Source organism: Pseudomonas sp. LBUM1653 (genome assembly GCF_059716115.1).
In genome coordinates, this window is sequence record NZ_CP166803.1 from 2,863,423 (window position 1) to 2,875,664 (window position 12,242).

Sequence of the window (12,242 nt, forward strand, 5' to 3'; positions counted from 1 at the left end):
ATGCAAAACACCCGATATGACACCTCCCCCAGGCAGGGGATTATCCAATACGTGCTCAACGGTGAAGTGCAATCGCTTGAGCATGTCGACACCACCCGCAGCCTGCTCAATCACTTGCGCGAAGATCGCTGCCTCACGGGCACCAAGGAAGGTTGTGCCGAAGGAGACTGTGGCGCCTGCACGGTCGTGGTTGGCGAATTGCTGGACGGTGAACTGCGAATGCACACCGTAAACGCATGTATCCAGTTCATGCCGTCGCTGGACGGTAAGGCAGTGTTTACCGTTGAGCACCTGCGCCAGGAAGCAGGGTCATTACACCCAGTGCAGCAAGCGATGGTCGATTGCCATGGATCGCAGTGCGGCTTTTGCACACCCGGATTCGTCATGTCCTTGTGGAGTCTCTACCTCGAACATCAGCAAGGTGAAGAACGTCCGGGGCGAGAGGATATACGTTCCACGTTGACCGGGAACCTGTGCCGTTGCACCGGTTACCGACCGATCCTGGATGCAGGTGAGCAAATGTTCGAGCGGGCGCCCGTAAGGTTCGAACGCGAGGCCTTGCAAGTGAAGCTGGAGGCACTGAAGCGCAACGAGATGCTCGTTTACGAACATGAGGGGCGACGCTTTTTTGCTCCGTGCAATTTGCAAGAACTGCTCCGGCTGCGTGCCGACTATCCCGGCGCGCTCCTGTTGGCGGGATGTACCGATATTGGCTTGTGGACGACCAAGCAGTTTCGCGATATCGGCGACATCATTTTCATCGGCAAGGTGCCGGAACTTAAGCGAATCGAGCGCGACCAGCAGTTTTTACGCGTTGGTTCCGGTGTATCGCTGACCGACAGCTTCGCCGCTATCGTCGCGCTCTATCCGCAACTAAAGGAGCTCTGGGAACGCTTCGCCTCCAAGCCTATCCGCAACGCTGGCACCTTGGGTGGCAACGTCGCCAATGGCTCGCCCATCGGCGATTCGATGCCGGCGCTGGTTGCGTTGGGCGCCAGGGTGGTTATGCATGGCCCTGGTGGAAGTCGGACTCTTGCTCTCGAGGATTTGTACACCGGCTACATGCGCAAAGACATGCACGCCGATGAACTTGTTGAAGCACTCCTGATTCCGCTGCCCGAAGCGGGCTGGCAGATGCGTACCTACAAATTGTCCAAGCGTTTTGACTCGGACATCTCGGCTGTCTGTGCGGCATTTTCCATTCGCCTCGACGCAGGGCGTGTCGTTGATTGCCGTGTGGCATACGGCGGTATGGCAGCAACGGTCAAAAGAGCCGGCCATTGCGAGAAACAGCTGATCGGCAAGCCCTGGACCGAGGATACGCTGGAACAAGCCCAGGCCACGCTTGATGAGGATTACCAGCCACTTTCTGATATGCGTGCCAGCGCCCAATACAGACAGCAGTGCGCGAAAAACCTGCTCTATCGCTTCTATCTTGAAACCCGCCTGCATCAGCCATTGCCCAAGGAACGTATTCGGGTCTTTGATGTGGCCCAGGAGCAACCATGAACAAGCCTGTCAGCCTACCCAACGAACAATTGAGACAAGGCGCCGCCGGGCGCGCCTTCACTCATGAGTCAGCGCATCTGCATGTCAGCGGCGAAGCGACTTACATCGATGACATCCCCGAACTGCAGGGCACGCTTTACGCGGCACTGGGCTTGAGCCAACAGGCCCACGCGCGAATCCTGTCGATGGACTTGGGTGATGTGCTTGCAGCGCCGGGTGTGGTCGCAGTCCTGACTGCAGCGGATATACCGGGAGCCAACGACTGCGGCCCCATCGTCCACGACGATCCGATACTTGCCGATGGTGTGGTGCAGTACATCGGCCAGCCGATCTTTACCGTCATCGCCGATACCTATCACGCCGCGCGCCGTGCGGCTCGACTGGGCAAGATAGAGTACGAGGCGTTGCCCGCAATACTCACCCCTGAGCAAGCGAAGCAACAGGGCGCCTTTCTGTTCCCGCCGTTGCACCTGCGCCGTGGCGAAGCCGAGCAAGCAATAGGAGGTGCAAGGCACAGACTCAAGGGCGAATTCTCCATCGGCGGCCAGGAGCAGTTTTATCTGGAGGGGCAAATATCCTATGCCATGCCAAAAGAAGACAACGGCATGCATGTGCTGTGCTCCACTCAGCACCCGACAGAGATGCAAAACCTGATTTCCCACTGCCTGAATCTGCCAAACCACCAGGTTAAAGTGGAGATTCGTCGGATGGGCGGGGCATTCGGCGGCAAGGAGTCGCAATCCGGTCTTTTTGCCTGCGTAGCAGCCTTGGCCGCCGCGCGGCTGAAGCGCCCGGTCAAGGTACGCCTGGACCGTGACGACGATATGATGATCACTGGCAAGCGTCACTGTTTCAACTACGAATACGAGGCAGGTTTCGAGCCCGACGGCTTGATTCGAGGCGTTACAGTAGAAATGTGCTCGCGGGGAGGTTTTTCGACTGACTTGTCCGGCCCGGTGGCGACCCGCGCCTTGTGTCACTTCGACAATGCCTACTTCCTAAGTGACGTGGACATTCGATCCATGGCAGGCAAAACCAACACCCAGTCCAACACCGCCTTTCGCGGGTTTGGCGGACCACAGGGTGCGATCGCCATCGAGTACATCATCGATGACATCGCTCGCGAATTGGGTCTGGACCCGCTGGACGTTCGCAAGCGCAACTTCTATGGCAAGCTCGAGCGCAACGTTACCCCCTACGGCATGACGGTGGAAGACAACGTCATCCATGAGCTGGTGGCTGAGTTGGAGCAGACAAGCGACTACCGGGCTCGACGCCAGGCTGTCCTGGCCTTCAATCGAGACAATGAAGTGCTCAAGAAAGGCCTTGCACTGACGCCGCTGAAATTCGGCATCTCTTTCAACGTCGTCCACTTCAATCAGGCCGGAGCCCTGGTTCACATCTACACGGACGGTTCGGTGCTTGTGAACCATGGCGGCACGGAGATGGGGCAAGGCCTCAATACCAAGATCGCCCAGATAGTCGCCAATGAGCTGGGTATCGATATGAGTTGGGTGCGCTCCACCGCAACGGACACCAGCAAGGTACCCAACACCTCAGCCACTGCAGCCTCAAGCGGGACTGACCTGAATGGCAAGGCCGCCCAGGATGCGGCGCGCCAAATCAAAGTCCGCTTGTCACAAATGTTGGTGGATCGATACGGCGGAACGCTCGATGACGTGGGCTATGCCAACAATCAGGTGAGCTTGCATGAGCATCGGCTCAGTTGGCCTGACCTGGTGAGGGCGGCGTATGAGAGTCGCGTGCAGCTCTGGTCAGATGGTTTCTACGCCACTCCTAAATTGAACTGGGACCGAGAGACACTAAAAGGCAGGCCGTTCTTCTACTTCAGCTATGGCGCTGCCGTATCCGAGGTTCAGATCGACAGCCTGACCGGTGAGTGGAAGTTACTGCGCGTGGACTTGCTGCATGACGCTGGCAAATCCATCAATCCGGCGCTCGATATTGGCCAGGTGGAAGGTGCCTTCATCCAGGCCATGGGCTGGCTCACGATGGAGGAACTGTGGTGGAACAAAGCCGGAAAACTCATGACCCACGCTCCTTCGACCTACAAGATCCCGGCGGTCAATGATTGCCCTGATGACTTTCGCGTCAACCTGTTCAACAACCGCAACACCGAGGACACCATCTTCCGTTCGAAGGCGGTAGGCGAGCCGCCTATGTTACTGGCTTTCTCGGTGTTCTTTGCGCTTCGCGACGCAATTGCCAGTGTGGCGCAGTACAAACTGAACCCGCCATTGAACGGCCCTGCGACCAGCGAGCGGATCCTGCAGGCGATCACCGCAATTCGAGGCACGTAGCGCGTCATCCCACCCTTTTGCTTCTGATCCCAAATGCCCAAGGACTTTGAATGACTGACTTGACCAACACGACCCCACCCGGCATTTCTGCCCTTGACGTGGAATTGCTGCGCCAAACCATCCAGCTCTCTTCAGCGGCGAAGGAGCGTGGCCGCCACCCGTTTGCCGCTTTAGTGGCGGACCAAAACGGCAAGTTGATATCGCAGGCTGGCAACAATTCCATGCCCCCCGAAGGCGATCCCACACAACATGCAGAATTGGTCGCAGCCGCCAAAGCTGCCACGTTGCTGAGCCCGGAGGCATTGGCCAAATGCACCCTGTACACCAGTGCCGAGCCTTGCTGTATGTGCGCCGGGGCAATTTACTGGACCGGCATCGGCCGGGTGGTCTATGCGCTATCCGAGCATGCACTGCTGAGCTTGACCGGCGACCATCCAGAAAACCCGACGTTCTCGCTGCCGTGCCGTGAAGTGTTCGCCCGTGGGCAACGACAGATCCCGGTGTTCGGGCCGATGTTGGAAATCGAAGCGGCTGAGCCCCACGTTGGTTTCTGGAAGTGAACGGCGGCGTTTTCGTTCATGTCTCGAAGTCGCCGCGCTCTATCGCGAGCAAGCTGCCGCGCTGCCAGAGGTGCCGTTCCTCGATGTACTGATTTACCGCTTCGGCCTGGACGACGTCTGCCAGCACTACCACGGACGTTCGAGTCAGAGCCTCGCTCGGCTCAGACTACGCAATTGGATCTACTGAGACAGGCGAAAAAAGGCGCCATATTGGCGCCTTAAAGGTATCAAGCGATTTTGATTACAACCTTTCCAAATGCTCCCTTCGCAAGATGCTCGTAAGCTTCTCGTGCTTTCTCGAACGGATACACCTGATCGATCACCGGACGAATCTTGTGTTCGTTGAGGAATGCATTCATCCGGTCGAACGATGAGCGCGGCGCCACGGCAATACCGCGTAGGGTCGTCTGGCGAAAAATGAGTGGCATCAGATTGAGTTCAACGGTCTGCCCGGTCAAAAAGCCGATCTGCGCAATACGCCCGGATGCCTTGGTCGCTGCGACCGATTGATTGATGCCGCTGCCACCGGCCACATCGAGCAGCAGATCCACGCCTTTGCCTTCGGTCAGCCTCAGCACTTCGGCTGCCCAGTTCGGAGTAGTTCTGTAGTTGACGCCCGCTACGGCTCCCAGCCCCTTCACGGCTTGCAGGTTTTCGTCGCTGCTCGACGTTGCGATCACTTTCGCGCCAAGCGCAGTAGCGATCTGCACGGCAAATATGGACACACCACCAGTGCCTTGAACCAACACGGTTTGCCCGGGCTGAATTTGTCCAAAGTCTACCAGCGAGTACCACGCCGTGAGCGCGGCAATCGGCAGCGTCGCCGCCTCTTCATCGCTCATGTTGTCTGGCGCACCCACGGCGCTGTCTTCGTGGATGATCATGTATTCGGCCAAACCGCCAGGCAACGGCGAACCGAAACAGTAATCCGGTTCATTCGGCCCAGGCTCGCCATCCAGCCAACGGGAGTACAGATGCGAGTTGACCCGATCACCGATTTTGAAGCGCGTGACGCCGTCACCAACCGCGATCACTGTGCCGGCTGCATCACTAACCGGGATGAGGGGTTTGGGCACCCTATGCGGCTCATAGATGCCGTCAACGATCGCCTTGTCGCGAAAGTTGAGCGAGACAGCGCCGACCTTTACGAGCAACTCGCCGGCCTTGGGTTGCGGGGTCGCTGTCTCTCCCAGTTGCAGGTTGTCGAGTCCGAAATCTTTCAATAACCAGGCTTTCATTGCGAATCTCCAAAACGAGTCAATGGCTGCAAACCGCAACGGGTTCGCCTTGGGCACATCTTTCGCTTTCGAGGGCGCGCAATAAATACGTAAAAGAGGACATGATTGTTCTATCCTCAGGCAACAATTGTATCCGGCCAGGTAAGACATCATGGAATTGCTGCAATCAATGCGCCTGTTCGCCAGACTTGCTGAACTCGGCAGCTTCACTAAAGCCGCCGAGTCGCTGGAGATTGGGCGGCCTCAGGTCACCCGTTACATCCAGGAGCTGGAGACGTCATTGGGCGTGCGCCTATTCCAACGCACAACGAGAAAGGTGGCGCTCACCGCCGAGGGCGAACGTTTCTATGAGCGAGTGCAGGACATTCTCGCGGATATTTCTGCCGCGACCTCGATGTTTGACCGCACCGGAGCAACGCTGGTGGGCCGACTTCGCGTCGATATCCCGACCGCTTTTGCGCAAATGGAATTCATCAAAAGCCTGAAAGAATTCACTAGCACCTTCCCCGGAATCAACATGGTACTGGGCGTGACCGATCGAGCCGTTGACCTGATAGGTGAAGGCATCGACTGTGCGTTGCGTATAGGCGATTTACCGGACTCGACATTGATCGCTCGCCCCATCGCAATGGCAACCATGGTGACGTGTGCAGCGCCCGAGTATCTGAACGAGCACGGCGAACCCGAGGCACTCGACGATCTAGTCGCCCATCGAGGCGTCAACTTCTTGTCCGGTCAGAGCAACAGAACATTGCCTTGGCACTTCTGTGTAAAAGGTCAGGATCGAGCGTTTGTGAGTAACGCCGGCATCACAGTCACCGAGTCGAATGCGTACGTTCAGTGCGGCGTGTCGGGCTTCGGAATAATCCAGGCGCCAGGCATCACCGTGGCCGAGTATCTGGACAGCGGCGTTTTGGTGGAGATTCTAAGGCCCTATCGGCCAGCCCCTCGTCCTGTGTCGCTGCTGTACCCAAGTCGGACGCACCTGGCACCGCAGGTGCAAGTTTTCGTCGAATGGCTGCAAGAGCGCTTTGCGCAGATTCATTCTGACTGGCTGGACAATAGCGATCACTGAATCGGTGCCGTCAACGGCCGCAATGGGTCGAATCAGGGGGCGATGTTGAATATTTTTCCTCGTCTAAGTGGCCTGGGATCATATGCACGCCAGACGCTGTCTTAACAGCGGGTAGGCGAGGGGGAAATCATGACAACGCACAAATTAACCATTAAAGACTTGCAGTTGAACGTTTCAATCCGCGGCCAAGGCTCACCGCTGCTCTTGCTCAACGGCCTGGGTGGTTTGATCCGTACCTTCGATCCCCTGCGCGATGAACTGGCGGACTACAGAACCATTACGTTGGACGTGCCCGGGGTCGGCAAATCGCAAATGCCCCGCTGGCCGATGCGTCTGCCGCGCCATGCCGACCTGATCGCCGAGATGCTCAAGCAATTGGGAATCGACCAGGTCGATGTGTTCGGCGTGAGTTGGGGCGGTGCATTGGCGCAAGAATTCGCCTTGCGTTACCCGAGCATGGTACGCCGGCTGATCCTCGCGGCGACCTCGGCCGGCCCGGCGATGCTGGTGAAGCCCGCCGACATCCTGGATTTTTTTGCCAGGCGCAAAAGCACCAAACTGCGCAAGCAAGAAGGCTCGCGCAATTCGATACAGACGCTGCTGCGCTTCGGTGTGGTGAACGGCATGCTCACGGTCAACCCGCGAACCTATTACCACCAGCTCACCGCCTTGGTCGGCTGGACCAGCCTGCTGCGGCTGTTTCGTCTGCGCCAGCGCACACTGATCCTCACCGGCGAATGCGACACCCTGGTGCGGCTGTACAACGCGCACATCCTGCACCGCACCATTCGCCGTGCCGAACTGCACGTCCTGCAGGGCGAGGGGCATTTTTTCGTGGTGACCAGCGCCAGGCGAACCGCCGAAGCGATACGCGAATTCCTCTCCCAGCAGCACGGCGATGAAGAGCCCGCGCCGATGATCGCCAACGGCCGATAAGTACACAGGTTACTGACCGGGACTTACTTCGCCAAATCAGATCCAAATATCGGAAATTTCTGATGGTAGGTTTTTTTTGCCTGTTTCTATACTGGACCCCCATTCAAAGGTTTAAGCCCCGCAACTGGTCACGCACGTATATATGCAGTTGAAGTGACTGCGGGCGGGTGAAAAATATTCTTGGCTGGAGGATTTTCCTGGAGGGCGATAAAAACCATAAAGCTGTAAGTCAATCCTGAATAGGCTATTGGTGTTTGTTCGGGTTAGAAGTATCTGCATTTTGCTTAGTTGAATAATAAGAGCGGCGTTCAAATCACTACGGTTTGGCGCTACAACATCTTCTATAGCTATTAATCAGAGCCTGAAAAATGAACTTCTATGACATCATCGGTTATGACCGTGACGGAACTGTTCGTGAACTTGATACGGCGCTAAACAAGGGGACTCTCACCACAAGGGATGTGACGTTTTCAGCACTTGGTTTTAATGCACCCGGCTGGATTGCAGCCTCTTCGATGTCAATTCTTTACTCAATATCGGGCCACCATGCGCCGCTGGCCATTTTGATTGCGTACTTCTTCCCAATGTTGGTCATGGCTTTCTGCATGATCTCCCTCACTCGCCAGGCACCGTCGGCAGGCGGAGTGTTTACCTTCACCTCGCGATTTCTCCATACCAGCGTCGGGACCATTCTCGGCTGGGCGTACTCTGTTGCCTGCACGGCAGTGATGGCCATGTGCGCAATCATCGGAACCGAATATATCCAGGCGCTGTTCCCGGCCCTGGCGGGTGCGCTTAACGCCAAACTGATCGGGACGGGTATGGTGCTGATCTTCCTGGCCGTTTCCTGCAAAGGTGTTAATGCCACAGCGAAAATCGCCAGTATCTTCCTGATTTTCGAGATCTCTGTCGTTGCCGGGCTCGGGTTGATGGGCATCATCGACCCTCAGGTTCCGGACCTGTCGGTTCTTTCCATGTATACGCCACAGGGGATGGATGGTTGGTCAGCAATCGGGCCAGGGGTGCTGTTCGGTGTCTGGATGCTTGCCAACTTCGATTCGGCGATCAACTACATCGAGGAGTCGCGTATTCCGGTTCGAACCGTGCAACGCTCCATGTTGCTCGTTCTGACTAGCGCCTTTGTCATTTACACCCTCGCGGCTATCGGCTGGCAGTACGCCGTGCCTGTGGAGAAACTGGCGGCAATTATCGAGGACGGCAACGGTGGGCCAATCGCCGCTGTCGCCAACGTCTACTTGCCACCGGCCATGGCCTGGATAGCCTTGTTCGTGGTGATCACGTCGGCATGTGCCGGTTTGCAAATCTCTTCGAGTGCGGCTGCGCGGACGCTCTATCGAATGAGTGAAGAAGGGCATCTGCCGTTGGCGCTTAGCAGCGTTAACAAAACAAAGTCGCCATGGCTTGCCAGCGTCATTGTCTCGGCCGTCGCCATTGCATTGCTCTGGTGGAAACCGCTGGACAAGATTGTCTGGTACTACGACGTCGTGACTATCACGCTGGTGATGTCCTACATGGCCGCTATTGCAGCCTTTATTGTCATGACTTTCCGACGTCAGCGTTTCGGCATCGCGTTGGCACTGTCCATCCCTGCGGCTCTGGCCATTCTGGTTCTGGGATACATCGGTTATACCGCCGGAGCAAATCCGGTTTCACCAGAAGATAAATACACGGCCTGGTACCTCGGCGCACTGACGATACTGTCTGGCGCACTGATTCTGGTATGGCAATCGCGTGTTTCCAGAAAACCCGTACTTTCCAAAGTTCAAGAGTCCTGACTTTCACACTCGGTGTTCATTTAAAAAATCATCGGAGAACTTATGAAACGTGTTGTCGTTATCACTGGCGCTGGAAAGGGCATAGGGCTGGCAATCGCCAAGCGTTTTGCGGCAAGTGGCGATCATCTGGTACTCAATTACTTCGATAACAAGGATCAACTGGACGCAGTTTTACGAATTGCCGAAGACAACGGTGGCGACGGGTTCACCGTTCAAGCGGATATCAGCAATCCCGAAGCTGCAGCCGGAATCATCCACGAGGCGCAGAGCCGCTACGGAAGGGTTGATGTTCTCGTCAACAATGCCGGGAGACTGGTGTCGGCGACAGTAGAGCAAACGACTTGGGCGCAGTGGGAGCAGATGATCAGCACCAATCTTGGCGGCACCTGGGCCTGCATGCAGGCCGTGTTGCCGGGCATGCTGGCACGCGGGCAGGGGCGGATCATCAACATCAGCTCGGAACTGGGGCTGATTGGATTTCCGACCTACGCCGCGTACTGCGCTTCCAAGGGCGGGGTGATCGCACTGACAAAAGCGGTTGCCAAGGAAGTTGCTCCCAAAGGTGTATTGGTCAATTCGGTGGCGCCGGGGCCGATTGAAACAGACATGCTGATCTACGACACCATCGAGTACAACGACGAGACTCGCGCGACCCTCCCTTTAAGGCGCTTCGGCAAACCGGACGAAATCGCGGCGATGGTCGAAGCCCTGGCCGGTCCCGCAGGTGATTATATGGTTGGACAGATCATCAGCCCCAATGGCGGCGCTGCGATCTAGTTGGGTGTCTCGTCTCGATGTTTTAACTTCAGCGAGTCATGAATTTACCCGTCAAATATGTGGCTCTTATTCTGCTAATAACAAGAAGGATCCAAAATGAGCGCTGTAATGATTACCGGTGGTTTGGGCTATGTGGGCAGATACCTGACGAAAAAGCTCAGCGAACAAGGCGTCAAGGTAGTGAGTTACAATCGTGACTACTCCGAAGCCAAGTCTGAATTCATGACCCCTGTGCAGGGGGAACTATTCGACATACCGAGGATTGTCAGAACTATCCAGGAATATGGCGTTGATCGTGTCATTCACACGGCGGCCATGTCCCATCCCGACTTGTCCATAGACCTGCCCATTACGACAGTAACGGCGAATATCGATGGCACCATCCATTTGCTTGAAGCAATGCGATTGGCGGGCATCAAAAAATTGGTAAACTTTTCTTCCGAAACGGTGTATGGGCATTTCGAAGGTACGATTAATGAGCAAACACCCACGTATCCAACGACACCCTATGGTGTAACCAAGATTGCCACCGAGCACTTTGGCCGAGTCTACAATGATCTTTATGGCATGGAGGTGATTTCACTGCGAATTGCGGAAGTGTATGGCCCGGAAAATAAAATGCCGCAAGTGCTCCGGGACATTCTTAAAAGCGTTCATCGTGGTGAAGCATTTACCTTGCCTTCCGGCGGAGATCATCGGTTCCACTATATTCATGTGGAAGACGTGGTGCATGCGGTACTGCTGGCGGCTGAAACCAGAGATCTGAAAGGCGGTGTCTTTAACATTGCCGGTGATCGCTCCTGGACGCTGCATCAGGCCGTTGAAATCATCAAAAAAATTATTCCTGATGCGCGCATCGAAGTTGGCGACGGTTATTGGCATCTCGATCGTCATGGGGAATGGGATCTAAGTGCGGCCGAGCGGGAGCTGGGGTATCGAGCGCAATGGTCACTTGAAAAAGGACTCACTCATTATTCCAACTGGTTGATTGATCACGAGTATTGATAGAGGGCTGGGTCGCTGTTGTTGGTGATTCGATAACGTTCAGTATCCACTGGTGATCAAGCATGATTGAAAATCCGATTGTCTGGCCAAACGGTGCACGCTGCGCCGTAGCCTTTACCTTTGACATGGATGCAGACAGCATCCTGCATGTGGCGCACCCCAAGGATTCCGCGACACGGGTTGCCAGTATTTCGATGCTGCACTATGGACCCAAGGTGGCGATTCCAAGGATTCTGGAAACCTATAGACGCTTCGAGATCAAACAGACGTTTTTCATTCCGGCCTGGTGCATCGAACAATATCCGCAGGCCATTGAGGCGATCGTCGAAGGTGGACACGAAATTGCCCATCACGGCTTTATACATGAGCATCCAAACGAGCTGAGCCGGGAAGAAGAAGCTTATTGGCTCGATCGCGGTTGCGACATCATCAAGCGATTCACCGGCCAGGCACCGCGGGGCTGGCGGGCTCCCCTCTACAACATGTCAGAGCACTCGGCTGACTTGTTGATCGAGCGAGGCTTCAGTTATGACGCCTCTTTGATGGGGGATGATGTGCCTTATCTGTTGCGCACGGGGGCAGGAGAACTGGTGGAGCTTCCATCCAGCTGGGCGCTGGATGACTGGCCTCAGTACATGCACAGCATCGACCTTGATTTCCAGATGCCTATTCAGTCGCCACAACGCGCCGTCGAGGTTTTCAAGGCCGAGTTCGATGCTGCCTGGGAGTATGGCGCGCTCTTCGTACCCGTCTGGCATCCGTTCCTTTCCGGTCGTTTGTCGCGATGGCATGAAGTGTCGAAGTTGATCGAATACATGATGGCCAAAGGTGATGTCTGGTTTGCACGGATGGACGAGATCGCAGCGCATGTCCAGCGCAGTGTAGCCACGGAGACCTATAAGCCACGGATAGACAGGCTGCCGTATTATCAGGGACCGGTTAAAGCGCATAAGTAGCCGTTATGATGCTGCTTATCGGGTTTTGTTGTAATTGATGTCGGGGAGGCGACCATTGCTGGATGGTCG

The 12,242-nt window shown here is 56.0% G+C and carries 10 protein-coding genes; 9 read left to right on the forward strand and 1 reads right to left on the reverse strand.

From position 1 onward, the window contains the following. The 3 genes from xdhA to ACA054_RS13065 are packed head-to-tail and all read left to right on the forward strand — an operon-like array spanning position 1 to position 4,390. Positions 1-1,509 carry a xanthine dehydrogenase small subunit gene (gene xdhA / locus ACA054_RS13055; protein WP_497689750.1) on the forward strand — a complete coding sequence of 503 codons (1,509 nt, stop codon included), beginning with the start codon at positions 1-3 and terminating at the stop codon, positions 1,507-1,509. Further along, the gene (gene xdhB / locus ACA054_RS13060) at positions 1,506-3,830 is read left to right on the forward strand and encodes a xanthine dehydrogenase molybdopterin binding subunit (RefSeq protein WP_497689751.1); all 2,325 of its coding nucleotides are present in this window, start codon (positions 1,506-1,508) and stop codon (positions 3,828-3,830) included. Before xdhA ends, xdhB begins: the two co-directional genes overlap by 4 nt. A gap of 50 nt (positions 3,831-3,880) precedes the next feature. Next, a complete protein-coding gene (locus ACA054_RS13065) occupies positions 3,881-4,390 on the forward strand; it encodes a nucleoside deaminase (RefSeq protein WP_497689752.1) in 510 nt (169 codons plus the stop codon). Positions 4,391-4,617: 227 nt separating this feature from the next. Here the strand turns inward: ACA054_RS13065 and ACA054_RS13070 are convergent, their stop codons facing one another. After that, positions 4,618-5,628 carry a zinc-dependent alcohol dehydrogenase family protein gene (locus ACA054_RS13070; protein ID WP_497690291.1) on the reverse strand — a complete coding sequence of 337 codons (1,011 nt, stop codon included), beginning with the start codon at positions 5,626-5,628 and terminating at the stop codon, positions 4,618-4,620. Between the two features lie 151 nt (positions 5,629-5,779). On the opposite strand from ACA054_RS13070, the gene ACA054_RS13075 reads away from it, so the two are divergent. From ACA054_RS13075 to ACA054_RS13100, 6 genes are all read left to right on the forward strand, one after another. Beyond that, positions 5,780-6,703, forward strand: coding sequence for a LysR family transcriptional regulator (locus ACA054_RS13075; protein WP_497689753.1), 924 nt, complete (start codon positions 5,780-5,782; stop codon positions 6,701-6,703). Between the two features lie 129 nt (positions 6,704-6,832). Then, positions 6,833-7,639 (forward strand): alpha/beta fold hydrolase, encoded by an 807-nt coding sequence (locus tag ACA054_RS13080; protein WP_497689754.1) that lies wholly within the window; start codon positions 6,833-6,835, stop codon positions 7,637-7,639. A gap of 368 nt (positions 7,640-8,007) precedes the next feature. Next, positions 8,008-9,435: an APC family permease gene (locus ACA054_RS13085; RefSeq protein ID WP_497689755.1), complete on the forward strand. Its 1,428-nt coding sequence runs from the start codon at positions 8,008-8,010 to the stop codon at positions 9,433-9,435. A gap of 42 nt (positions 9,436-9,477) precedes the next feature. Beyond that, entirely contained in the window at positions 9,478-10,212 is a 735-nt protein-coding gene (locus ACA054_RS13090; protein ID WP_497689756.1) for an SDR family NAD(P)-dependent oxidoreductase, read from the forward strand. Between the two features lie 96 nt (positions 10,213-10,308). Continuing rightward, positions 10,309-11,217 carry an NAD-dependent epimerase/dehydratase family protein gene (locus ACA054_RS13095; RefSeq protein ID WP_497689757.1) on the forward strand — a complete coding sequence of 303 codons (909 nt, stop codon included), beginning with the start codon at positions 10,309-10,311 and terminating at the stop codon, positions 11,215-11,217. 62 nt (positions 11,218-11,279) lie between these two features. Continuing rightward, positions 11,280-12,173 carry a polysaccharide deacetylase family protein gene (locus tag ACA054_RS13100; protein WP_497689758.1) on the forward strand — a complete coding sequence of 298 codons (894 nt, stop codon included), beginning with the start codon at positions 11,280-11,282 and terminating at the stop codon, positions 12,171-12,173. Positions 12,174-12,242: the final 69 nt, after the last annotated feature.